Source organism: Neobacillus sp. S1115 (assembly GCF_055385565.1).
The window spans coordinates 2,440,483-2,462,079 of the sequence record NZ_AP038275.1 but is presented as its reverse complement, the minus strand read 5'-3'; the positions used below and the strand labels follow the sequence as shown (position 1 = coordinate 2,462,079).

Below are 21,597 nucleotides of genomic sequence, written 5' to 3'. Positions count from 1 at the left end.
TAAGATGGAATTCAAAAATGAAGTGATTTCTTTGTTGGCAGAAATTTGTCAGGACGATATTGTGAAGGAAAATCCGGATATTGATTTATTTGATGCCGGTTTATTAGATTCATTCGGAACAGTCGAACTGCTTGTTCAAGCCGAGGAACGTTTCGGTATTACTGTTCCGATTACAGAATTTGATCGTGAAACATGGAATACACCGAATCAAATTGCCATTCAGCTGGCTGATTTAAAATGAAAAAAGCCTTATTTTCTCCCATCCTCATAGCCTTTCTTGGATTGGTTATGATCATTGGGATACCCAATAATTGGATTATCAATATGATTCCCAAAAACAGGGTAGCACAAGCTGCAACAGAATTAAACCCATTTATGTTTCAAGGTAAGTATATTCAAGATAAGATGCTTGAAGATCCTCGTTATTTACCTATTTATGGGTCTTCTGAGCTTGCAAGACTGGACCGTTTCCACCCAAATAATTATTTTCAAGAAACCGGGGCTGATTTTACCCCTTTTCTTGTTGGCCGGGGAGGAATGGAATCATTAATCCATTTTCTTAATTTTTCAGAACATGCCCAGCAGCTGAAAGGCAAGAAGTTAGTTTTTGTTCTATCGCCACAATGGTTTCAGCCTGAAGGTACAGACGAAACCCATTTTGTTCCAAACTATTCCTCTTTACAGGGATATGATTTAGCCTTTAACAGAAATATCAATCCAGCCCTTAAGAAAAAGGCAATGAAACGTCTTTTACAGTTCTCGCCTGTACAAAACGATCCGATTCTTTCTACTATGTACCGGGCGGAATTGACAAAAGATTCGTGGATTAAACGAGAAAGTTATCTGGTGCGTCCGATTGCGTTCACCTATCGGGAGTTATTGGAGAAGAAAGACCTTTATTATACGTTAGCAGGTGGGTTTTCAAGCAAACGGGACATTAGTCCATCGGTTAAAAATAAATCATGGACTGAGTTAGCGGAACAGGCAGACCGATATGGCGAGAAAAGAGCAACGAATAATGCCTTTTATATTAGTAACTATCAGTATGATAAAATTCGAAAATTATTGCCTTCATTAAAAAACTCAAAAACAGGTGCTTCTTATGGCGAATCACCTGAATACGATGATTTTGAACTTGTTCTTGACCTTTTAAAGGATTCAGGGGCAGAACCATTATTTATATCTGTTCCGGTCAATGGTAAATGGTATGACTATACTGATTTCCCTCAAGAGGGTCGAACCGCCTACTACGATCGTATTAAGAAGCAAATTGAGGCGAACGACTTTCGGGTTGCCGATTTCTCCAATCATGAATACGACCCCTACTTTATGAAGGATACTATTCATATAGGCTGGAAAGGCTGGGTTTATGTTGATAAAGCCATAAAAGATTTCTATGATGGACATGAAAATACATCGGTAGCCTTGGAATAGACAGTGCTAGAATAATGGCGGATAAATCTGTATAATATATTTGAACAAATAATCACCGCTAGGAGATGAAGGAATGTTTTCCAACATTGGAGTACCCGGATTAATTTTGATCTTAATTGTTGCGTTAGTTATTTTTGGTCCAAATAAACTGCCGGAAATTGGCCGTGCCTTTGGTAAGTCCATCCGTGAATTTAAAAATGCCACCAGCGGAATTGCTGAAGATATTAAGGCGGAAATACATGAAGACATTAAAGAGGCGAAAAAAGTCGACATTACAAAATAATCCTAAAAACAAGGCTGTCTCAAAACACAAGGGCTTGACCCGTGTTGGGGCAGCCCTTTTTACTAGTCATTATCTTCTTGATTTTGCCAGTCCCTGAAGTTGATTCATGAGTTTTTTACGGGACTTGTCATTCCGCATTAAATACGCAGCACCTAATGCTACAGTTGTCATCATTAATTTTTTTCGATCCATACCCATACCTCCCTTTCATGTCTCCCTTTTAAAATTCCCCTTTGACAGTCTTTTAATAATGTAATTTTTATATTGTATAAACACTCAATAGAAAAAGCCAACTACAAATAATTGGCTTTTTCTTTGAGATTTTTTTATTCACCGAGTTTTTCTTTGAGCTTCGCATTATGTTCCTTAAATTGTAATAATAATTGATTAAGTGTTTCTGCTGCCTTTTTCGAATCGTTCTTCTCTACCGCAAGACTAAGGTCATGAAATGTTTTCCATTTCATCATATCTTTTTCACCATGAGCCTTTTTGATAAATTCTTCTTTGGTAATTTTCCCTTCATCTAATTGTTTCTTAAGCTCAGTCATTTTTTGCATTTTCTCTTTCTTCCATTGCTCCCGTTTTCCGGCATTTTCCGGACCCATCCATTTGGTGCGAAGAGCATTTCTCTCCTTTAGAACAGCCTCCCATTCTTTTTTCTTATCTGGAGTATACTTCTCTACCGATGATAAAAGCTGCTTCTGCCGTTCTGCCATTTTAGCCTGCCAGTCACGATGCATCCCATGTTCATGCTTAGTCTCTTCTGCTTCGCAGTCACATGGTTTTTCAAGCTGTTTCCCAGTAGTGTCAGGCACCATATTCGCCTTCCCAAGGCCAGGTACCGCCAAGAACAGTCCCAATAATAAACAAGCTATTTTACTTTTCATAAAAATCTCCTTTCAAAATCTTTTATATTGTTTCGAAACCAATAAATGTAATTTGGCACGAATTTATAATGCCCAATTTACGAAAAAAAATTTACCATTTTGACAAAATTTTAGTGATAATTAACTTGTACTCTCTTACAAAATATCGTAATCTATATACATAAATCACTTGTGAATATTTTCACATACTAAAAATAATAAAGCGAGGTTTGCCTTATTTTTTAAAAATTACATGTGAAATATTTCACAAATAAGGCGTCTTACTGGGAGCTGATGACATATGACAAAGCAAAAAATTGTGATTCTCGGTGCTGGATACGGGGGCATTATTACAAGCAAACGACTGGAGAAGTTGTTAAAAGACGGGGAAGCAGACGTAACCCTTATTAATAAACACGATTATCATTACATAACCACCCAGCTCCACAAAATTGGCGTTGGTACGGCGGCAGATCGGCAATTTGCCATTTCCATTCCGGATTTAGTTGATTCCAACAAAACCCGATTTATTAAAGGTGCAGTATCCACTGTCGACATCCAAAACCAGTTAGTTCACCTAGATGGCGGGGATACCATCGAATACGACTATTTAGTTACGGCATTAGGCTTTGAAGTAGAAACATTTGGGATTCCAGGCATTAAAGAAAATGCCTTGGCAATCCGCAGCTTTAGAAGCTCAAAAGCAATTTATCATCATATCACAAAGCAGTTGAACCTTTATAAAGAGGATCAAGACCCTTCTCGGTTAACCTTTGTGGTTGCTGGCGGAGGATTTACCGGGATTGAGATGCTAGGAGAATTAGCTGAGGGACTGCCAAATCTTTGCAGGCAACACAATATTCCATTTGAAAAAGTAAAAATTATTGCCGTGGAAGCGGCTCAATCTGTTATTCCCTTCTTTCCAAAACAATCAATAAAGTATGCAACCGAAACATTAGAGAAATTTAATATTGAATTAATTACTTCGAGGAAAATATTGGAATGCACTCCGGAAAAAATAATGTTAGAAACCGATTTGGAAATTCCTGCTCGAACCATCATATGGTCCTGTGGCGTAAAGGCAAATTCCATTGTCGAAAAATTTGGATTGCCGCTTGAAAAAGGAAAGATTCCTGTTGATTCGTACCTTAGGGTAAAAAATATGACGAACATCTTCAGCATTGGGGATTGCTCACTATTCATGAAGGATGAAAAAAGCTCTTTACCCCCTACTGCGCAGGTTGCCCTCCAGCAAGCACCTGTTTGTGCACAGAACATTGTGTCTACACTCCGCGGCAATGAATTGAAGGTGTTTGAATACCATCATAAAGGGACAGTTGCTTCCATTGGCAATTTTGCCGCAGTTGGCTTAGTTGGTCGCTTCCGCCTTTCCGGATTATTTGGCGCCTTCATGAAACAAGTGATTGAAGCACGATATTTGTTCAATCTTGGCGGACCTGCATTAATCCTAAAGCAGCACTTTAGAATCGACCGCGACCCTGTCAAAATCACTGCAAAACAATAACCTTATGATTAGAGGACGCAGCCAACTTACCTGCCTCGATTGATCAGAAAGGCAGTCTCATCAGATATAGAAAACAGCCCGCTTGTGACAGCGGGCTGTTTTCTATATCCATTCCAATAACTCAAGGCGGTTTCCGAATGGATCATGCAGGTGGATTCGGTTTGCACCAGGGAGATTGTCGTCTGCAGTAAAAGGTATATTGTTATTATTTAGATGCTCTTTTAAGGCATCTATGTTTTCCACAACAAGGGCAGGATGAGCTTTTTTAGCAGGGCTAAAGGGCTCCTCTACTCCAATATGAATTTGGAACGTACCAAACTCAAACCAAACGCCGCCGCGTTTCTTTAATTCCTCCGGTTTCTCCACCTCGGCTAACCCTAAAATATCTCCAAAAAATTTTCTCGCTTCGTCTTCACAGCCTTTTGGAGCAGCCAGTTGAACATGATCAATTTTTTTGACGACAAATGACATATTGATTCCCCCATTTTCTTCGTTTACACCTTTTATTTTATAAAATTTAAAAATTTCTATCAAATTTTAATTTAGTAAACATCCCTCTTTGTAAAGACCATAAACGATACCATTAATGCTGCCGCCCACCACACTAAGAGGGTGAGCAATGAAAACGACAGCGTCATACCTTCAATTGGCGGTGCGTTCCCCTTCATATAGTCTGTCAGTCTTAAATTCACCATAAAAAAGAATTTGGCTGATTTCCATGATGAAACCATATTATTTAATATCGCCCCGGAAATTAAGGCTGCCAGCATAACCCCCATCCCTGCCGCGGTACTGCGGATTAAAACCGATAACATAAACGACAAGGTGCCAACGACGATAGCTACGAACCAAACAAGTCCAAAATCCATTAATAAAAACTTCCACAGACTTAACAGCCTTACTTCAGATGTATTTAACCCGGTATCGGTAACGCTGAATCCAGTCAGGATCGGTGCGCCCCACCCTTTGTATCCGAAAACAAGTCCGGAAATACCATATGAGAGAATTCCGGCAATGGCAATAATTAATGAAACGGCAAGGCATAGTGTTATGTATTTGCTTAAAAGTATTTTCCATCTTTTCACAGGCCGGGTTAAGAGCAGTTTGACAGTGCCAAGACTATGCTCAGAGGAAACCAAGTCACTGGCTATAACCATCACCATTAAAGGAATAAACAGGTCAATCGAATTTTCCAGAAAAATCCTCATAAAAGTAGGTGCCCCGGGTTCTGAGGGATTAATATCATGTTCAAGGTAATACTGCTGCTGCTGAAGCGAGATTTGCAGCTGTTTTTTCCATTCGTCTGAAATCCGGCTGCTCGATAAACGGTTGGTGGTGTCGACAATCTGCTGCTGAAGGATGGTCCGCCAATCACTGGTGCCCAATTTCTCCCGCTGCGTTTCAATCTGCTTATATTGAGCATAAGTAAACAACATGACAAGAACGCCAATGATGATGGCAATAACGATTAATCGTTTCTTGGCTATCAGCTTGAGCATTTCATTTTGAATCAATTTATGCAATTGTCTCACCCCCAGTAAGCTCAAGGAACAAATCTTCGAGCACAGGAAGCTTTCGATGGAATTCAATTACCGAAACCCCAGCTTCAACAAGCTGTTTATTCCACTCAGGCGTTCTTTGTTCGTCAAACTCTGTTAAAATGGTGCCGTCTTCTTTTTCTTCTATTGCTGTCAAAGCTGCTAATACTTGTTTTCCTTTGTCAATCGGCGCAAGCCGCCAGACGACTCTTTCACGATTTGATAACAACTTTTCAACTGTATCTATGCGTATGATGGCACCCTTTGAAATAATGGCAACCCGGTCACACAATAACTGAACTTCACTTAATAAATGGCTCGAGACAAGGACACTCAATCCTTCCTGTTCGGCCAAAAAGCGGATAAATTCCCGCATTTCACGAATTCCGGCGGGATCTAGTCCGTTAGTAGGCTCATCCAGAATCAGCACCTTCGGATTTCCTAATAGTGCTTGGGCAATTCCCAGGCGCTGCCGCATACCAAGTGAGTAAGTTTTTACTTTATCATGAATTCTTTCGGTCAAGCCAACAAGCTCCGTCACTTCCTTAATGCGTTCTTCGCCGATCCCATCAAGCATGCGAGCAAAATGAAGCAGGTTATTATAACCCGACAAATATGGGTATAATTCTGGATTTTCGACAATACAGCCCAAATTTTCCATTGCCTTTTGAAAATGCTCTCTAATGTTAAAACCACAAATGTGAATAGTTCCGGAGGTCGGTTTGATTAGACCGACTAGCATACGGATTGTCGTTGTTTTGCCTGCGCCATTTGGCCCGAGGAAGCCAAATACTTCTCCTTCCCGCAATTCAAAGCTCAATCCCCTGATAATCTCTCTACGCCCGATTACTTTTTTCAAATCCTTAACGGACAATGTTATTTTTTTCTCCATCGGTTTAACTCCTTACCATGTCATCAATGCAGCAACTCGTTCAGCTATTAACCGATACCCTTTTTGATTCGGATGGAACTTATCCGAATATAAATAATCATTTACCTTCAATTCAAATAAATCGAACGTCGGAACAAATACGATTTTAGGGAATAAGGCACTAATTTCAGCGCTATCGTAATTCCATTTCCGAACAACTTTTGACATTTCTTTTCCTTGATTTAATTCAATGAAAGGATTGTACAAACCAACAAAGAACACATTGGCAGTCTGATTGTGTTTGCGTATTTCTGTGAAAATAAAATTCAAATTATCCAGATATTTTTTTTCAATGGCGGTTATATCCTCCGCTTGAAAATCCATTAACCCCTGTCCGCCTCGAAACAAATCGTTACCGCCGATTGTCACTAGCACAACATCTGCTTTTTGGATTTGTCTTCCGACCTCCTCCTCCTGAACCTGGTTGCGAAGCTGGTCCGATCTTTGGCCATTAATGCCGAGGTTGGTCAGTTGGACAGACTTTTTGGTTTTTTCCTTGATTTCGTCTACTAGGACACCTACATAGCCTTTACCCGTCTCATCACCAGTTCCTCGTGTTAAGGAATCCCCAAGAGCCACTACGGTTAATCCCTTTTTCTGGTCAACTTTCTGCTCCGAAACGGATGGCTTAGACATATTTTCCGATGTACCTGCATAATTCTCCCCAACTGCCCAACCGAGTCCTACCAGCCAGAGGAGACAAAGGAGGGCTGCCACGCCCGTTATCGCCCGAATTGAATTCTTACTCATATATTCATCCTTTCTGCCCTTCTTCTATCTTTAATTTAAACACTAATTGTTTGGGAAGCAAATTTGAGAATATGAATTTTAAGCGAAACTTAAAATATTTATTGACTCTACAATACGATTCTAGTATCTTTTATGTAGTTATGAAAACTACATGATTTGCTATTTAGAAATGTAAGCTATTACATCTATTGAATTACGCGGAAGGAAGAGGACTTATGAACAAGGCAAAGATTGCATGGATTACCGATACAACATCTTCTCTCTCTAAGGAATTTATTGAGAAGAATGACATACATGTTATCCCGCTGCATGTTGTTATTAACGACGAATTTTATAAGGAAACGATTGATATTACTCAAGAGGAATTTTACGAGCGAATGAAAAATGAGGATGGGAAATTCCAATCTTCCCAGCCGTCCATCAATGATTTCGTAGAGCTCTATGAGAAGTTGAAAGAGGAATATGATTTCGGGATTGCTGTCCATGCATCAAGTGTTCTAACCGGTACCTATCAAACTTCCGTTTTAGCCGCTAATATGGCTGGCTTTAAACTTTACGCTATTGATTCTCTTACAGGTTCATATCCACTTTCCTTTATTGTTAAAAGAGGGATTGAGCTTGTTGAACAAGGACTCGAGATTGAAGAAGTTGTAAACCGGCTAAATGCTTTGCGTGACCATACGCGACTATTTTTAGTCCCTTCTAATCTCGATCAGCTGCACAAAAGCGGCCGCGTCTCAGGCGGACAAAAAATACTAGCATCTCTTCTAAATATCAAGCCGATATTAGCCATCGAGGAAGGTACGGCAAAAATTAAAGACAAAGTCCGTTCCGATAAAAAAGCCTTTGCTTGGCTAATAAAGACATTAAAAGAAGATTTGGAAACAAAAAAGGTCCAAAAAGCGGCTATTCTTCACGCAAACGATTCAAAAAAGGCATCAGAACTGGAGAAATTACTTAACGAAACCTTCCCAAATTTAAAAACTGAGATTATGATGTTGATAACCGTTGCAGGAGTTCATACTGGGGTCGGGACGACAGGTCTTTCCTGGGTATGCGAATAAATGAAAACTCGCCGATTGGCGAGTCCGATAGGACGAAGACAGAGGCGTAGTTGAATTTATGCGTTAGGAAAGTATAAATTTGTGAAAATTTATACTTTCCTATTAGCTAAAAATAAAACCCGAATTCCATTCTTGGAAATTCGGGTTTTTGTTTATTAAACTGTAACTAACTCCTCAGACCGTTCGGCAATGGCTGTATCCTTTTCGTTATTTTCTAAACTTCCCATTGGTCCAAAGAATTCAAAGTGGATTCTCTCTTCAGTTACCCCAAGTCCTTTTAAAGAGCCATTAATGGCCTTCATAAATGGAACCGGTCCGCAGAAATAGAATTCAGCATCTTCAATTGCTACATTCTCTTGCAGCCATTCACGTGTCACATAGCCTTCAACATCGAAACGATTGTTTTGGCGATCATCTTCTGTTGGGGAATCATAAAAAATGCAGGTATTTACATTGTCAAGCTGTGCAAGTTCTTCAACTTCTTCCCTAAGCGCATGGACATTACCATTTGCTGCCGCATGGACGAAGGTAACCTTTCTTTCCGGCTGAAGTTCTACCACTGTTTTTAACATGCTCATCATTGGCGTTAAACCTACACCGCCGCTAAGTAATACGACCGGATTGGTTTTTTCAGTATTTAACACAAAATCCCCTGCTGGCGCACTTACCTTTAAAATGTCTCCTTCTTTTACTTCATCATGAAGGTAATTAGATACGACTCCATCCGGATTTGGAGTACCTGCCTCGCGTTTCACGCTGATACGATAGTAATCTTTTCCTGGAGCATCTGAAAGGCTGTATTGACGGATATGGGTAAACTTTTCCCCTTTAATCTCTAGTAAAATACTAATATATTGACCTGGTTCAAAGCCGGCAATTTCTTTTTGGTCTTCAGGCTTTAAATAGAAGGATGTAATGACATCACTTTCGATCACTTTACGGTCAACGATAAAGTTGCGGAAACCGTCCCAGCCGCCTGATTGATTAGCGGCTTGACCATACATTTCTGCTTCCACACCGATGAAGGCACCTGCGATTACTTCATAGGCTTGAGCCCAGGCATCGATGATTTCATCAGTTGCTGCATCTCCTAAAACATCCTTGATAGCAAGCAGCAAATGTTTTCCGACAATCGGATAATGCTCGGGTTTGATGCCGAGGCTTCTATGCTTGTGGGCAATTTGTTTGACCACAGGAATAATGGCTTCAAGATTGTCAATATACATTGCCGCAGCATAAACCGTTCCGGCAAGAGCTTTTTGTTGTCTTCCCTGTTTTTGGTTAGCGTGATTGAAAATGTTCAATAATTCAGGATGGTTCCCGAACATAAGCTGATAAAAGCGTGTCGTAATTTTTTCACCGTGTTGTTCTAAAACTGGAACTGTTGATTTAATAATCTCGATTGTTTTTTGGTCTAACATTATTGTCACTCCTCTTTGTGTTTCCACTATAAATGTAGTGAAATATATATCCGTAGTGAATTATATGATAGAAATCACTGAGAAAAAGTGATGTAAATCACATATTGTTATTTTTGAATAATTCGGACTATGACTTTAGTCGGAAAATTTTCCAGTCAATTCATTTATAATGTAAAATAAAAAGGATTGGTAAATTGTTGAGGTGCGAAATCAATGAAAAGGATTCGAAAAAAAGTAGTTTTATTGTTTTGGGTAATATTTGCGGCGGGGATCATTTATGCAGCCTTTTTACAATATAAGATATCCTTAAATTATGGTGTAGTTCCTGCTAAAAATGCGGATTACCTAATTGTTCTTGGCGCTAGAGTGAAAGGTACCGAACCATCGTTAACATTAGCTAGCCGAATAGATGCAGCTGCCGTATATTTAAAGAAAAACCCGAGCACCATAGCCATTGCTTCAGGAGGGCAAGGTCCCGGAGAGGATATATCTGAAGCTGAATGTATAAAAAGAGAACTACAGAAACTTGGGATTAACGAATCTCGGATTGTTTTAGAAGGTAAATCAACTAATACATATGAAAATATTCGTTTTTCAAAAAAGCTCATTCCGACATCTGCTAAAGATGGTGTTGTAGTAACGAATGACTTTCATCTCTATCGTGCCTTGTCACTTGCCGTTGACGCCAACCTTAAGGTACAAGGGCTTCCAGCGGAAACACCGTTGATCGCTGTCCCAAAATCATATATTCGTGAATATTTGGCGATTACAAAATATTATTTAGTTACGTCCCTGGCTAATTTAAAAACTCGACTTTTGGTCGAGTTTTTTTGATACTTTATTTTATTTTGGCAAAAACACATGTATCTCTTGGTTCATTTCCAACAACAGAAATACTATCATTTTTTAAAATGCCTTCCAGGTCAAATCCCAGACGTTCTGGAATGGCCCGGCTTTTCGCGTTTTTGGAATCGCAGCGGATTTCTACCCGCTTGGCTTTCAATTCCTGAAAAGCAAAATTGGTAATACCCTCAACCGCTTCCGTTATGTAACCCTTTCCGCTATGCCTTGTATCAATCCAGTAGCCAATTTCAAATTTGGGAACATCCCAGTTGATCCTATGCAATCCGGAAGATGCAATAAATTCACCGGTTTCTTTATGAAATATATGCAATCTTAGATCTTCTCTAGTGAGAAACTTCGCATGCGCTTCACGCATGTTGGCCTCTACCTCTTCTGGCGTTTGATCGCGGTGCGCCCAAGGCATCCACGGCTTCAGTTCGGTCAAGGAAGCCTGCATTGCCTCATAAACCGCTTTTCCGTCACCCGGCATCGGCTTACGAATAACTAATCTTTCTGTGTAAAATTCTTCTGAGAAATCCATTAAGATAGGTTTCATTTTGTGCACCTCCAATTATGTAAAGTTCGATATACCATGTAAAAAATCCTTTTTACTGGATAGGCGACACTGAAAATTTGGCGATTCGCTGATATATTTGAAAATCCGCTGATATCTACTGGAGATTCGCTGATAAATTTATGAATTCGCTGATATAATTAAAAATCCGCTGATATCCCGAAAAAATTCGCTGATATCCTCCTTTATGTCGTCAAGAGACTGGTTATAAGGCAGCAAAACCGCAAAAAAGAAGGGCCCCTCCCATTGAAAGAGCCCCCCAAAAAGGTATTTTTTAATATGCTTTTGCCCAGTAAACCATCTGATCTGCATCTTTTCCGCAGCAAACGCATTTATCTGATACTTTTTCTTGTTCAAATGGGATACAACGTGAAGTAGCGCCGGTATCTTCTTTGATTTTTTCCTCGCAGGCTAACTCGCCGCACCACATTGCTTTGATAAATCCTGGCTTTGTTTCTAAAGATTCCTTTAATTCAGCAAGTGTAGTCGCAACCGATGTTCTTTCTTCACGATGCTTTAACGCTTTGTTGTACAGGTTCGACTGAATCTCCTCAAGCAGCGCTACAAGCTTCTCTTCTAGTTGATCCATTGAAACGATGATTTTTTCCAAAGTGTCCCGGCGTACCAAAACTACCTGCTTGTTTTCAATATCCTTTGGACCAACTTCCAAACGAACAGGAATACCTTTCATTTCGTACTCATTGAACTTCCAGCCTGGCTTTTTGTCGCTGGCATCGATATCGACACGAGCCACTTTGCCAAGGGAATTTTTCAAGTCATATGCAAAGTCCAGTACGCCCTCTTTATGCTGTGCAATTGGCACTATCATGACTTGAGTTGGCGCTGCCTTTGGCGGAATCACAAGACCGCGGTCGTCGCCGTGCACCATGATTAAGGCGCCGATTACACGAGTTGTAAAGCCCCATGATGTTTGATGGACATATTGAAGCTTTCCGTCCTTATCAGTGTACTGAATCCCAAATGCTTCAGCAAAGCCAGTGCCAAAGTGGTGGGAAGTACCGGATTGCAATGCTTTACCATCATGCATTAAGCTTTCAACCGTAAAGGTATGTTTTGCCCCAGCGAATTTTTCCTTTTCCGTTTTTTCCCCTTTTACAACAGGAATCGCTAGAGTGTTCTCAAGTACATCAGCATACACATTCAGCATTTTGATGGTTTCTTCCATCGCATCTTCATCAGTTGCATGGGCAGTATGGCCTTCCTGCCACAAGAATTCTAATGTCCGTAAGAATGGACGGGTTGTTTTCTCCCAGCGGACGACGTTTGCCCATTGGTTATATAGCTTTGGCAGGTCGCGGTAGGAATGAATGATATTACTATAATGCTCACAGAATAGGACCTCTGAAGTTGGACGGACGACCAATCGTTCCGTCAATTCTTCGGAACCGCCGTGGGTCACCCAAGCAACTTCAGGCGCAAACCCTTCCACGTGGTCCTTCTCCTTCTGCAACAGGCTTTCTGGAATAAATAATGGCATATACACATTTTCATGCCCTGTTTCTTTAATGCGGCGGTCCAGTTCATTTTTGATATTATCCCATAAGGCAAACCCATATGGGCGGATAATCATCGAACCGCGGACGCTTGAATAATCGATTAAATCTGCTTTAGTAACAACATCTGTATACCACTGCGCGAAGTCCTCATCCATCGCAGTAATATCTTTTACAAATTCCTTAGCCATTTTGACACCTCATCATTTTCTGAAAAATATTTCCCGCTCCAGCGCCTGTTTTAGACGCATTTAGCTTTTTGCATATAAAAAGGCCTTGATCCTAAAAAAGGGACCAAGGCCTGGCGGTACCACCCTAAATTCATAAAGCAAATGCTTTAAACTCTTTGCATGATAACGGATTTGATCCGCATGTATCTTCAATCCATCCGATACAGAACTCGGGAGGCAGGTTCAAATGACCGTCTTAAGAAACCTCACACCAATGGTTTCCTCTCTTGGTAAGACCTTTTCATTTTACTAATCCCCGTCATTGTTTCTAGTTATATTTTTGAAAAAATTATATATTTCCCTTAGCTAAAAGTCAATTCCTTCATAAGAATATTTTTCTCAACATCAACCATTATTGCCTTTTTTTAATTTTTAATACTACTTTAATCGACGTTCCGAATCAGTTAAAATGCTATTAATAGCTAAATTGGGGTGATTTGCATGGAAAAGGAAAAAAAGGATGAACTCGTGCTCGATGAGGAAGAAAAAGAAGCATTGCTTGAATACATGAGAATGCAAAATGAAGCCCTGAAACGTATTTTTAAAAATGCCGTTGATAAAGAAAAAAATGAAGGATGATTCCTCAATTTGTTTCATAAACCTCTTTTTTAAAATCTAGCATTATTTCCCCCTCCCTGAATATGATTAATAGAGAAATGATAGATTTTAGGGGGCATGCTAGTGGTAAAGAAAGAACTGGAAATTAAAAGTGGTCCTAGTACAACAAACAATAAAAATGATATTAAGGTGAATAACCAATTCAGTGTAACAATTAACTTTGGCGATTCATTAAATGTACTGGCATTGATAGCCGGTATATATCTAATCAAAAGAATCAAGAATAAGAAAAAATTACAAAAGCATATGGAGCAATGGCCTTGATTGTTATACAATCAGGGTCTTTTTTTGCTGTTTGTTCCTAATTGACACAATATTTACTTTGTTATATAGTTTAACAGGTGAATAGTTCAATAAGTTAACTATTTTTTTCGTAAAGTAATGGGGGGAAAGCAAAATGGATAACAACACAATCCAGGATTTAATTGACCGCTATGTAAACATTTCCTTTCAGGTACATAAAAAAGCAGAAGCCTTAATTAAAAATCAACTTGGAAACGAATTGACCAATGACCAGCACTACATCTTAAGGTATATCCACCAGAAAGGAGAATGTACCTCAACGGAATTGGCCGAAGTTTTTCAGGTCAATAAAAGTGCAATAACAGCCATCATCAATCGAATGACTGATAGAGGCTTGATACAAAGAACTAGAGACGAAAAAGATCGCAGAGTGGTTTATTTAACACTAACAAAAGAAGGCGTCGAACTGTTTCAAAGTGCCCTGGAAAAGGTTCATCAATTAGTTGAGTCTATCATTACCCAGTTCGATGAAACCGAAATCACAACTTTTATTAACACGTATGAAAAATTAGCACAAATTTTAGACAACAAGAAACAGGAAGAACTGGGGGAATAACAAGTGAGAGCCATCATTAAGGGGAAATGGTTTATCTTAATCGCTTGGATTGCAGTCATTGCTGCGCTTTTTATGGCTGCGCCAAATATGGAAAATCTCGTTCGAGAGAAAGGACAAATTTCCGTTCCAGAAGGCTACCCCTCCACCCTTGCCGAAAAAATTCTCAAGGATGTTCAATCAAGTGAAAATAAGGGTAATTCCCTGCAAACGGCGCTTGTCTTCCATAGTGAAAAAAAATTAACGAAGGACGACTTCGCTGATGCTGAGAAAGCTGTCAAAGAACTAGAAAGAAATAAGGAGACGCTCGGAATCACTGAAATCCTCACCCATTTCACTCAAGAGGAACTGAAGGACCAGCTGGTTTCAAAGGACGGCAAAACAATCCTAGTTTCCATTAAAGTGACTTCGAATAATAGGGAAGCAAAGGAAATTGTCAAAGAATTAAATAAAGCGATTGATGATGTCAAACTTGATCATTACTATACAGGCGGCTGGGTGATTGGCGAGGACCTCGTCACAAACTCTCAGGAAGGACTGAAAAAAACCGAAGGCATAACGGTAGTTTTCATTTTAGCCGTGTTGCTGCTTGTCTTCAGATCAGTAGTGGCCCCTATTATTCCTTTGATAACGGTAGGATTTAGCTATCTGACAGCACAATCCATTGTTGCTATTTTAGTAGATAAATTGAACTTTCCATTATCAACCTTTACACAGATTTTCTTGGTTGCCGTCCTCTTCGGGATTGGAACGGATTATTGCATCCTGCTCTTAAGCCGCTTTAAAGAGGAATTGTCTGCGGGTGAAAATGTAACAGAGGCCATCGTTAAAACATACAAAACAGCTGGAAAAACGGTCTTTTTTAGCGGTGTCGCTGTTTTAATCGGATTTGCTTCGATAGGTTTATCCACCTTCCAGCTATACAAATCCGCCGCTGCTGTGGCCGTTGGAGTAGCGATTTTATTAATCGCAATCATCACGGTGGTGCCATTTTTCATGGCAGTCCTTGGAAAAAAATTGTTTTGGCCGGCAAAAGGCAAGCTTGAGCATAGCGATAGTAAGCTATGGGGTGTAATAGGGAACTTTGCCCTGAAACGTCCATTGATTGCTTTTATTCTTGTTGCCATTATCGCAATACCTTTCCTATTCACGTATAAGGATCAATTGTCATTTAATTCGCTTGAAGAAATCAGCGATGAATATCCATCTATTAAGGGTTTTAATATAATTGCGGATTCATTCGGTCCTGGTGAATCTATGCCGACACAAATTGTCATTAAAAATGACGATAAAATGAACACCACGGAATATTTGTCAATTACCGAAAAAATCAGTCAAGAACTCAAAAAAGTTAATGATGTCAAAACCGTCCGTTCTGTCACCCGCCCGACCGGCAAACCAATTGACGATTTTTATATTTCCAAGCAGGTGGCAAGCCTTGAGGACGGACTTGGCAAAGGAAATGACGGGATTAAACAAATCAGCGGCGGGCTATCTGAAGCAAGCACCCAGATGGCAGCTAATCAGCCAAAAATGGAGCAGGCAACAGCTGGAATCAGCCAATTAATCTCAGGCACGAAAGAAATCAAAACAAATTTGGCCAAGGTTCAAAGCGGCCTTTCAGATATCGAAACAGGACTTAAACAAGGTTCTTTAGGTTCAACACAAATAAAAGAAGGCTTAACCCAAATCAAAATTAATTCTCAAAAAGCTTTAGATGGAAGCAAACAATTACTTGCGGGCTATCAACAAACAGAAACTGGGCTGGGCACCCTATTAATCAATTATCAAAAAACGGCCGCTGGGTTGGAATTACTAAGCAGCAGCCTTAATTTGCAAGCTAATTTTAATCAGTTGGAAACAGATTATCCGATTGTCCAGAATAGTCAAGACTACCAAACTATTAAGGCGACAATTGAAGGCATCCCAGGTACGCCGGATGCTCCTGGGGCCTATGCGGCAGCACAGCAGCTAGCTGCAGGCTTGAATCAACTTAACGCAGGCCTTAAAGAAGCACAAAACGGTCTTAATACGGCCAATAGCGAATTTGTGAAACTGATTTCCGGACAAGAACAATTAATCAGAGGTATGGAACAGCTCCTTCCGGGAATTACGGCACTTGAGTCTGGTTTATATCAAATGGAAGACGGCCAGGGACAAATCGTCGCAAACATGCCGAAGTTTACAGGCGGTCTGGATGGCATCAATAATGGCCAGCAGGAACTGCTTTCCGGGTTTGAAAATATCGGCAGCCAAATTAACCAGCTTTCTGACGGGTTAAATCGAAGTGCCGATGGATTAAACCAAGTCTCAAATGGGCTGGTAAGTGCCCAAGATTATATGGCCGATGTATCCAAGCAGCAGCAAATTGGTTTTTATATCCCTCAGGATGTTTTGGACAGCAATGATTTTTCGAAAGTTCTGAATGCCTATATGTCAAAGAATCGCAAGGTCATGACGATTGATGTTGTCTTTAATAAGAATCCATACTCTAATGAGGCGATAAACAGAATACCAGTCATAAAAGATGCTGTAAAACGTGCAGTTAAAGACACCAAGCTTGAAAATGCAAAGGTTGCTATTGGCGGGGTTTCGAGCATGCACCATGATTTGGATACCATTTCCAAAGGCGACTATTCCAGAACTGTTATTTTAATGCTTGCAGGAATCGGAATCATCCTGATCATCCTGCTCCGTTCATTGATAATGCCAATTTACCTAATCGGCTCTTTGGTCTTAACCTACTATACATCAATGTCAATCTCTGAATATATTTTTGTAAACTGGCTAGGATACACAGGCATCAGCTGGGCTGTACCATTCTTTGCCTTTGTTATTCTCGTTGCGCTTGGAATCGACTACAGTATTTTCTTAATGGATCGCTTTAACGAGTATCGTGATTTACCTGTTGAAAAAGCCATTCTTGAATCAATGAAGAAGATGGGGACAGTCATCGTTTCAGCAGCTGTCATCTTGGGCGGAACGTTCGCAGCGATGATGCCTTCCGGTGTTTTATCATTACTAGAAATTGCTACGATTCTATTAATTGGTCTTGCCTTATACGCCTTAGTGGTTCTTCCGCTGTTTGTACCAGTTATGGTGCGAACCTTTGGAGAAGCCAACTGGTGGCCATTTAGAAAATGACGCCAATGTACTATCATACGAACGAAAAAGCACGCTGAAATCCAGCGTGCTTTCTTTATTATTTCATTTTATCAAGGCTGACATCAAAAACAAAAATTAAGAAGAAGCTGAAGATTACAGAAATAAATAATGCCATCAGTGGTTTGGAGTAATGAATTCTTAGTACAAGGAACATGACAATAACAAATATGCCTGACCAAAATAAATTCCAATTATGATGATAAGTGATCGCTCCTATTTTTATTGACACATATTCGAGCACGAGGAACATCACTACATAAAAACCGATATACATTGCTTGAATCGAAAATCTTTTACCAAAGGGATATTTTGATAAAAAAATCCAAGTAGACAAGGGCATTCCTATTAATATAAGTAGCATCATCGGAATGATGGCTGCCGGCAATCCATTTGGTTCCATCTGCCAAAGCTGGTATTTATAGCAAATAATTTCGTATAATGCATTCCCCAGTGAGGAAAATAAAATAGTGGGATAATATTGTTTCCATTCCCTATCTGCCAGTTTAAAGGCAGCAATTACCCAAAGAATCGAATAGATAATGGCAATCATAAAAACTCTCCTTCAGATTTTATAATCCCAGTAAATGTAAATTTTATTCCTCAGCAAATTCCTCTTCTTATTTAAAACTAGTTAATAATACCTTAATTATGAGAGCGTTTTCGCAAAGTGGTGAAACAAGTATATAATAAATATTTCAAAGATATAAAATATTCTTTATTTTATAGAAACCCTGTTATATAATAGAAAAGCCAAAAGATAAAGGGGGAGATTTATGGAGAATTTAGTAAATTGGCTGAATGATATTATCTGGAGTCAAGCATTAATCTTTTTATGTCTGGGAGTAGGATTGTTTTATTCTATTATTACTAGATTCCTACAAGTCAGACACATGAAAGACATTTTCAAATTAATGTTTAAAGGTCAAAAATCAGAAGCGGGGATTTCATCGTTCCAAGCATTATCTCTCGCTCTATCCGGAAGAGTTGGAACTGGTAACATTGCCGGTGTAGCGACAGCGATTGCCTTTGGCGGTCCTGGTGCCGTGTTCTGGATGTGGATGATGGCGTTCTTAGGAGCTGGGTCAGCTTTTGTTGAATCCGCTTTAGGTCAGGTTTATAAAGTTAAAAAAGATGGCCAATTCCGCGGCGGTCCTGCATACTATATAGAAAAAGGATTAGGTATAAAATGGTATGCTGTACTATTCGCCATTGTAACAGTCGTCGCTACAGGCGTTCTACTGCCTGGTGTTCAGGCAAATAGTATTGCCTTAAGTGTTGAAAACGCTTTCGGAATCAGCCCAGCAATTACTGGTATTATCATCGTAACACTCCTTGCTGTTATTATTTTTGGAGGAGTAAAGCGGATCGCGCGCGTTGCAGAGTTTGTAGTACCTTTCATGGCATTAGGTTATATTGTAGTCGCACTGATTATCACATTTATGAATATTTCTGAAATACCTGGGGTTCTAAAGCTCATCTTCTCCAGTGCATTCGGCGCCGATGCAGCATTTGGTGGTATCCTCGGTTCCGCTATTACATGGGGTGTTAAACGTGGTGTATATTCAAATGAGGCAGGTCAAGGTACTGGACCGCACGCCGCTGCTGCAGCTGAGGTATCACACCCAGCAAAGCAAGGAATTGTGCAAGCATTCTCTGTTTATGTAGACACTCTATTGGTATGTTCTGCCACGGCATTTATGATCTTAATTACCGGCATGTACAATGTTGCCCCTGAAGGTAAACCTGTGATTGTCAATAACCTTGGCGATATGCAGCCTGGACCTGGTTATACGCAAGCCGCTGTTGAATCGGTATTCCATGGTTTTGGGGCACCATTTGTTGCAGTTTCTTTATTCTTCTTTGCCTTTACTACAATCATGGCTTATTACTATATGGCAGAAACGAACCTATCCTATATTACTGGCCAAAAAAGGCGGATTTGGACTGAATACGTTCTTAAAGTTGTCATCTGTGGAATGGTGTTCTACGGAAGCGTCAAAACGGCTTCTCTTGCTTGGGGATTAGGTGATGTAGGTGTAGGAAGCATGGCATGGCTGAATATTATTGCCATTCTTCTGTTAACCAAACCTGCTCTAAAGGTTCTACGAGACTATGAGTCACAGTTGAAGGCTGGTAAGGACCCTGTTTTTGACCCTGTCAAACTCGGAATTCAAGACGCAGACTTCTGGGAAAAGGAATACAATCCACTTGAAAGTGAAAAGACAGGTTGATATTTTACCTTGCATCTAAAAGGACAAACTCGGATTTAATTCGGGTTAGTCCTTTTTATTTGATTTAATGAAACTTTTTCAGGACTATTTCGTAGAAACTGTTATATGTATTCAATATGTTTCTCCCTATTCTTAAATAGATTTATATGAGTTAATTGTTTGAAAAAATAAGGAGTGAAAAATGTGGGTGTTACATTAAGCAAAGGTCAAAAAGTGGATTTAACAAAATCCCACCCCGGCCTTCAAAAAGTTGTTGTGGGATTGGGTTGGAATATCAATCAAAACGGTTCGAATTTTGATTTGGATGCATCCGCTTTTTTATTAGGTCCATCAGGAAAAGTACAAGGCGATCAGGATTTTGTTTTTTACAATAATCCATCCGGAGGGAATGGAGCCATTATTTATAGCGGCGATAATCGGATTGGCTCCGGCGTTAAGGACGACGAACAAATACGAATTGAATTAAACCGGGTACCGGCTCACATCCACCGTATCGCCTTTACCATTACAATTCATGATGCCCAGGCGAAACGACAAAATTTCGGACAAGTATCGGATTCCTATGTTCGAATATTTAATGAGGAAAACAATGAAGAATTATTGAGATTTAATCTAGGTAGGGATTTTACAGTTGAAACCGCGATTGTCGCAGCGGAAATCTATCGTCATAACGGAGAATGGAAATTTAATGCCATTGGCAGCGGATTTCAAGGCGGATTAGCGGCCCTTTGTGGAAATTTTGGGGTAACTGTTGATGATGCCCCTGTCAAATCATCCTATTCTGCTCCGGTTCAACAGTCTGACCGCCAGTCCGGGAATTCAGTTCAACCAGGCTCACCCAATCAGTTTGCGGGAAATCCTTATCAAAGTCAGAGCAATAATTCCTATCAAACGCAGTCCTTTTCCCCGCAGAACGGGAGCCAAAATTATAATAATTATGATCCGTATCGCCAAAGTCAAAATCAATATGATCCATACCCGCAAAGCCAAAATACATCCCAGCAGCCGATCCATCTTCAGCCGGATTCTGCACAGAGACAACCTGCTTTTGGCTTTCCGTCTCAAACATTCCCTTCTTCAACAAACCCGCGGTCTACATATAGGGGCGATGATATCGTTTGCCCACGTTGTCATTCTTCAAATGTACGTACCGGCAAAAAAGGGTTTGGTTTGGGCAAAGCGGCAATTGGTGGCTTAATTCTTGGTCCTGTCGGTTTGCTAGGCGGGTTTATTGGACATAACCAATTAAAATTCACCTGCAATAGCTGTGGTAGTAATTGGTCCCCTTCGCAAACAGACTACGCGGAATGGGCAAACACGCAAAAAAGACGAGCCCAGGAATTATTTAATCGCTACAAGAGTCAGGATGTATTAGATGCCGTCGTTGCCGCTTGTGCATTGGTAGCCATGGCAGATGGTTATTTAGATGCTTCTGAACGGCAAAAGATGGTCGATTTTGTTAATCAAAGTGAAGAATTGAGGGTATTTGATACCACCAAAGTCATTCAAAGATTCAACTTTTTCGTTTCCAGGATTGAAAATGACCGAATGCTTGGCCGTGCCGAAGCATTACGGGCGCTTGGGAAAATTCGCACAAAACCGGAAATTGCCCGCCTGGTCGCCCGCTATTGCATTGCCATCGGCTATGCTGATGGGAACTTTGACCATAATGAAAAGCAGATGGTCGTTGATATCTGCCACGAACTCGGGTTAAACCCAGCTGAGTTTTTATCGTAAGAGTGAAAAAAAGCCTC

22 protein-coding genes and 1 other annotated feature are annotated in these 21,597 nt (G+C 40.1%); of the genes, 12 read left to right on the top strand and 10 right to left on the bottom strand.

What is annotated here, in order from left to right:
- Window positions 1-4: 4 nt before the first annotated feature.
- The 3 genes from dltC (at window position 5) to ACZ5B7_RS11945 (ending at window position 1,717) form a co-directional block, all read left to right on the top strand.
- Window positions 5-241, top strand: coding sequence for a D-alanine--poly(phosphoribitol) ligase subunit DltC (gene dltC, locus ACZ5B7_RS11955; protein ID WP_213115992.1), 237 nt, complete (start codon window positions 5-7; stop codon window positions 239-241).
- A complete protein-coding gene (gene dltD, locus ACZ5B7_RS11950; RefSeq protein WP_464493894.1) occupies window positions 238-1,434 on the top strand; it encodes a D-alanyl-lipoteichoic acid biosynthesis protein DltD in 1,197 nt (398 codons plus the stop codon). Before dltC ends, dltD begins: the two co-directional genes overlap by 4 nt.
- 73 nt (window positions 1,435-1,507) lie before the next feature.
- Window positions 1,508-1,717, top strand: coding sequence for a twin-arginine translocase TatA/TatE family subunit (locus ACZ5B7_RS11945; RefSeq protein WP_213140451.1), 210 nt, complete (start codon window positions 1,508-1,510; stop codon window positions 1,715-1,717).
- A gap of 69 nt (window positions 1,718-1,786) precedes the next feature.
- Here the strand turns inward: ACZ5B7_RS11945 and ACZ5B7_RS11940 are convergent, their stop codons facing one another.
- Together ACZ5B7_RS11940 and ACZ5B7_RS11935 are read right to left on the bottom strand one after the other, a co-directional pair.
- Entirely contained in the window at window positions 1,787-1,909 is a 123-nt protein-coding gene (locus ACZ5B7_RS11940; protein WP_277398128.1) for a hypothetical protein, read from the bottom strand.
- A gap of 134 nt (window positions 1,910-2,043) precedes the next feature.
- On the bottom strand, window positions 2,044-2,604 hold the full coding sequence (locus ACZ5B7_RS11935; protein WP_464493893.1) for a hypothetical protein: 561 nt from the start codon (window positions 2,602-2,604) through the stop codon (window positions 2,044-2,046).
- Window positions 2,605-2,884: 280 nt separating this feature from the next.
- Here ACZ5B7_RS11935 and ACZ5B7_RS11930 point away from each other — a divergent pair, with 280 nt between their 5' ends.
- A complete protein-coding gene (locus ACZ5B7_RS11930; protein WP_464493892.1) occupies window positions 2,885-4,108 on the top strand; it encodes an NAD(P)/FAD-dependent oxidoreductase in 1,224 nt (407 codons plus the stop codon).
- Window positions 4,109-4,210: 102 nt separating this feature from the next.
- Here the strand turns inward: ACZ5B7_RS11930 and ACZ5B7_RS11925 are convergent, their stop codons facing one another.
- The 4 genes from ACZ5B7_RS11925 to ACZ5B7_RS11910 all read right to left on the bottom strand — a co-directional run bounded on the left by ACZ5B7_RS11925 (window position 4,211) and on the right by ACZ5B7_RS11910 (window position 7,327).
- Window positions 4,211-4,579, bottom strand: a complete 369-nt coding sequence (locus ACZ5B7_RS11925; RefSeq protein ID WP_464493891.1) for a VOC family protein — start codon at window positions 4,577-4,579, stop codon at window positions 4,211-4,213.
- 71 nt (window positions 4,580-4,650) lie between these two features.
- Window positions 4,651-5,631, bottom strand: coding sequence for an ABC transporter permease (locus ACZ5B7_RS11920; protein WP_423802021.1), 981 nt, complete (start codon window positions 5,629-5,631; stop codon window positions 4,651-4,653).
- A complete protein-coding gene (locus tag ACZ5B7_RS11915) occupies window positions 5,624-6,538 on the bottom strand; it encodes an ABC transporter ATP-binding protein (protein WP_464493890.1) in 915 nt (304 codons plus the stop codon). Before ACZ5B7_RS11915 ends, ACZ5B7_RS11920 begins: the two co-directional genes overlap by 8 nt.
- 12 nt (window positions 6,539-6,550) lie before the next feature.
- Window positions 6,551-7,327, bottom strand: coding sequence for an SGNH/GDSL hydrolase family protein (locus ACZ5B7_RS11910; RefSeq protein WP_464493889.1), 777 nt, complete (start codon window positions 7,325-7,327; stop codon window positions 6,551-6,553).
- A 215-nt stretch (window positions 7,328-7,542) separates the two neighbouring features.
- Between ACZ5B7_RS11910 and ACZ5B7_RS11905 the strand changes: the two genes are divergently transcribed.
- Window positions 7,543-8,391, top strand: coding sequence for a DegV family protein (locus tag ACZ5B7_RS11905; RefSeq protein WP_423802018.1), 849 nt, complete (start codon window positions 7,543-7,545; stop codon window positions 8,389-8,391).
- A 155-nt stretch (window positions 8,392-8,546) separates the two neighbouring features.
- On the opposite strand, the gene hmpA is transcribed toward ACZ5B7_RS11905, so the two are convergent.
- Window positions 8,547-9,812, bottom strand: a complete 1,266-nt coding sequence (gene hmpA, locus ACZ5B7_RS11900; RefSeq protein WP_464493888.1) for an NO-inducible flavohemoprotein — start codon at window positions 9,810-9,812, stop codon at window positions 8,547-8,549.
- A 222-nt stretch (window positions 9,813-10,034) separates the two neighbouring features.
- On the opposite strand from hmpA, the gene ACZ5B7_RS11895 reads away from it, so the two are divergent.
- Window positions 10,035-10,646, top strand: coding sequence for a YdcF family protein (locus tag ACZ5B7_RS11895; protein ID WP_464494483.1), 612 nt, complete (start codon window positions 10,035-10,037; stop codon window positions 10,644-10,646).
- A 4-nt stretch (window positions 10,647-10,650) separates the two neighbouring features.
- Here ACZ5B7_RS11895 and ACZ5B7_RS11890 read toward each other — a convergent pair whose 3' ends face one another.
- Both ACZ5B7_RS11890 and proS read right to left on the bottom strand, forming a co-directional pair.
- Window positions 10,651-11,211, bottom strand: coding sequence for a GNAT family N-acetyltransferase (locus ACZ5B7_RS11890; RefSeq protein WP_464493887.1), 561 nt, complete (start codon window positions 11,209-11,211; stop codon window positions 10,651-10,653).
- Window positions 11,212-11,503: 292 nt separating this feature from the next.
- Window positions 11,504-12,934 carry a proline--tRNA ligase gene (gene proS / locus ACZ5B7_RS11885; protein ID WP_464493886.1) on the bottom strand — a complete coding sequence of 477 codons (1,431 nt, stop codon included), beginning with the start codon at window positions 12,932-12,934 and terminating at the stop codon, window positions 11,504-11,506.
- A gap of 95 nt (window positions 12,935-13,029) precedes the next feature.
- Window positions 13,030-13,245: a binding site (T-box leader), on the bottom strand.
- A 169-nt stretch (window positions 13,246-13,414) separates the two neighbouring features.
- On the opposite strand from proS, the gene ACZ5B7_RS11880 reads away from it, so the two are divergent.
- The 4 genes from ACZ5B7_RS11880 to ACZ5B7_RS11865 all read left to right on the top strand — a co-directional run bounded on the left by ACZ5B7_RS11880 (window position 13,415) and on the right by ACZ5B7_RS11865 (window position 17,591).
- On the top strand, window positions 13,415-13,552 hold the full coding sequence (locus ACZ5B7_RS11880; protein WP_423802014.1) for a hypothetical protein: 138 nt from the start codon (window positions 13,415-13,417) through the stop codon (window positions 13,550-13,552).
- Between the two features lie 102 nt (window positions 13,553-13,654).
- The gene (locus ACZ5B7_RS11875; RefSeq protein ID WP_464493885.1) at window positions 13,655-13,855 is read left to right on the top strand and encodes a hypothetical protein; all 201 of its coding nucleotides are present in this window, start codon (window positions 13,655-13,657) and stop codon (window positions 13,853-13,855) included.
- Between the two features lie 133 nt (window positions 13,856-13,988).
- Window positions 13,989-14,450 carry a MarR family winged helix-turn-helix transcriptional regulator gene (locus ACZ5B7_RS11870; protein ID WP_464493884.1) on the top strand — a complete coding sequence of 154 codons (462 nt, stop codon included), beginning with the start codon at window positions 13,989-13,991 and terminating at the stop codon, window positions 14,448-14,450.
- 3 nt (window positions 14,451-14,453) lie between these two features.
- On the top strand, window positions 14,454-17,591 hold the full coding sequence (locus tag ACZ5B7_RS11865) for an MMPL family transporter (protein ID WP_464493883.1): 3,138 nt from the start codon (window positions 14,454-14,456) through the stop codon (window positions 17,589-17,591).
- A gap of 58 nt (window positions 17,592-17,649) precedes the next feature.
- Here the strand turns inward: ACZ5B7_RS11865 and ACZ5B7_RS11860 are convergent, their stop codons facing one another.
- Window positions 17,650-18,162 (bottom strand): CBO0543 family protein, encoded by a 513-nt coding sequence (locus ACZ5B7_RS11860; protein ID WP_464493882.1) that lies wholly within the window; start codon window positions 18,160-18,162, stop codon window positions 17,650-17,652.
- A gap of 223 nt (window positions 18,163-18,385) precedes the next feature.
- Here ACZ5B7_RS11860 and ACZ5B7_RS11855 point away from each other — a divergent pair, with 223 nt between their 5' ends.
- Together ACZ5B7_RS11855 and ACZ5B7_RS11850 are read left to right on the top strand one after the other, a co-directional pair.
- Window positions 18,386-19,843, top strand: a complete 1,458-nt coding sequence (locus tag ACZ5B7_RS11855) for an alanine/glycine:cation symporter family protein (RefSeq protein ID WP_464493881.1) — start codon at window positions 18,386-18,388, stop codon at window positions 19,841-19,843.
- A gap of 183 nt (window positions 19,844-20,026) precedes the next feature.
- Window positions 20,027-21,580, top strand: coding sequence for a TerD family protein (locus ACZ5B7_RS11850; RefSeq protein WP_464493880.1), 1,554 nt, complete (start codon window positions 20,027-20,029; stop codon window positions 21,578-21,580).
- Window positions 21,581-21,597 lie beyond the last annotated feature (17 nt).

Coding starts and splice junctions, on each gene's coding strand:
- hmpA (WP_464493888.1), bottom strand. CDS start 9,812: ATGTTAGACCAAAAAACAATCGAGATTATTAAATCAACAGTTCCAGTT.
- ACZ5B7_RS11925 (WP_464493891.1), bottom strand. CDS start 4,579: ATGTCATTTGTCGTCAAAAAAATTGATCATGTTCAACTGGCTGCTCCA.
- ACZ5B7_RS11880 (WP_423802014.1), top strand. CDS start 13,415: ATGGAAAAGGAAAAAAAGGATGAACTCGTGCTCGATGAGGAAGAAAAA.
- ACZ5B7_RS11915 (WP_464493890.1), bottom strand. CDS start 6,538: ATGGAGAAAAAAATAACATTGTCCGTTAAGGATTTGAAAAAAGTAATC.
- ACZ5B7_RS11860 (WP_464493882.1), bottom strand. CDS start 18,162: ATGATTGCCATTATCTATTCGATTCTTTGGGTAATTGCTGCCTTTAAA.
- proS (WP_464493886.1), bottom strand. CDS start 12,934: ATGGCTAAGGAATTTGTAAAAGATATTACTGCGATGGATGAGGACTTC.
- ACZ5B7_RS11855 (WP_464493881.1), top strand. CDS start 18,386: ATGGAGAATTTAGTAAATTGGCTGAATGATATTATCTGGAGTCAAGCA.
- ACZ5B7_RS11870 (WP_464493884.1), top strand. CDS start 13,989: ATGGATAACAACACAATCCAGGATTTAATTGACCGCTATGTAAACATT.
- ACZ5B7_RS11910 (WP_464493889.1), bottom strand. CDS start 7,327: ATGAGTAAGAATTCAATTCGGGCGATAACGGGCGTGGCAGCCCTCCTT.
- dltD (WP_464493894.1), top strand. CDS start 238: ATGAAAAAAGCCTTATTTTCTCCCATCCTCATAGCCTTTCTTGGATTG.
- ACZ5B7_RS11940 (WP_277398128.1), bottom strand. CDS start 1,909: ATGGATCGAAAAAAATTAATGATGACAACTGTAGCATTAGGTGCTGCG.
- ACZ5B7_RS11945 (WP_213140451.1), top strand. CDS start 1,508: ATGTTTTCCAACATTGGAGTACCCGGATTAATTTTGATCTTAATTGTT.
- ACZ5B7_RS11890 (WP_464493887.1), bottom strand. CDS start 11,211: ATGAAACCTATCTTAATGGATTTCTCAGAAGAATTTTACACAGAAAGA.
- ACZ5B7_RS11905 (WP_423802018.1), top strand. CDS start 7,543: ATGAACAAGGCAAAGATTGCATGGATTACCGATACAACATCTTCTCTC.
- ACZ5B7_RS11935 (WP_464493893.1), bottom strand. CDS start 2,604: ATGAAAAGTAAAATAGCTTGTTTATTATTGGGACTGTTCTTGGCGGTA.
- ACZ5B7_RS11930 (WP_464493892.1), top strand. CDS start 2,885: ATGACAAAGCAAAAAATTGTGATTCTCGGTGCTGGATACGGGGGCATT.
- dltC (WP_213115992.1), top strand. CDS start 5: ATGGAATTCAAAAATGAAGTGATTTCTTTGTTGGCAGAAATTTGTCAG.